Below are 309 nucleotides of genomic sequence, written 5' to 3'. Positions count from 1 at the left end.
ATACTTTAGTAAAATAGTCTGTAAGGTTATTTACTGGAGGTTAGGGTGTTGGAGGAGAAATTAGTGTTATATGTTAAGATTCAGGAATTACATAAGCGGAAGTTAAAAATAGCACAAATTGCTAAGGAGCTTAAGATCTCAAGACCAACTGTCTATAAGTATTTGGCGATGAGCTTTGATGAAGCAAGAGCTTACACTGAACAGCCACTCGGAAGGAACAAGAAGTTAGACAGCTACAAAGACTGGATACTTGCTTGGTTAGAAGAGTACCCTCATCTGAGTGCTGCACAAATTCATGATTGGCTTCTC

General features: G+C 38.5%; 1 protein-coding gene. It reads left to right on the top strand.

All coding sequences use genetic code 11. The annotated features are described in order from the left end of the window. Positions 1-63 precede the first annotated feature (63 nt). A partial coding sequence (locus tag Q4550_RS23340; protein ID WP_303536583.1) for a helix-turn-helix domain-containing protein occupies positions 64-309 on the top strand: 246 nt, incomplete at its 3' end.

This window comes from Anaerobacillus sp. 1_MG-2023 (genome assembly GCF_030547345.1).
Taxonomy (GTDB): domain Bacteria; phylum Bacillota; class Bacilli; order Bacillales; family Guptibacillaceae; genus Guptibacillus; species Guptibacillus hwajinpoensis_B.
Note: the sequence above shows the minus strand (reverse complement) of the source record. Positions and strands in the feature narration are given on the sequence as shown.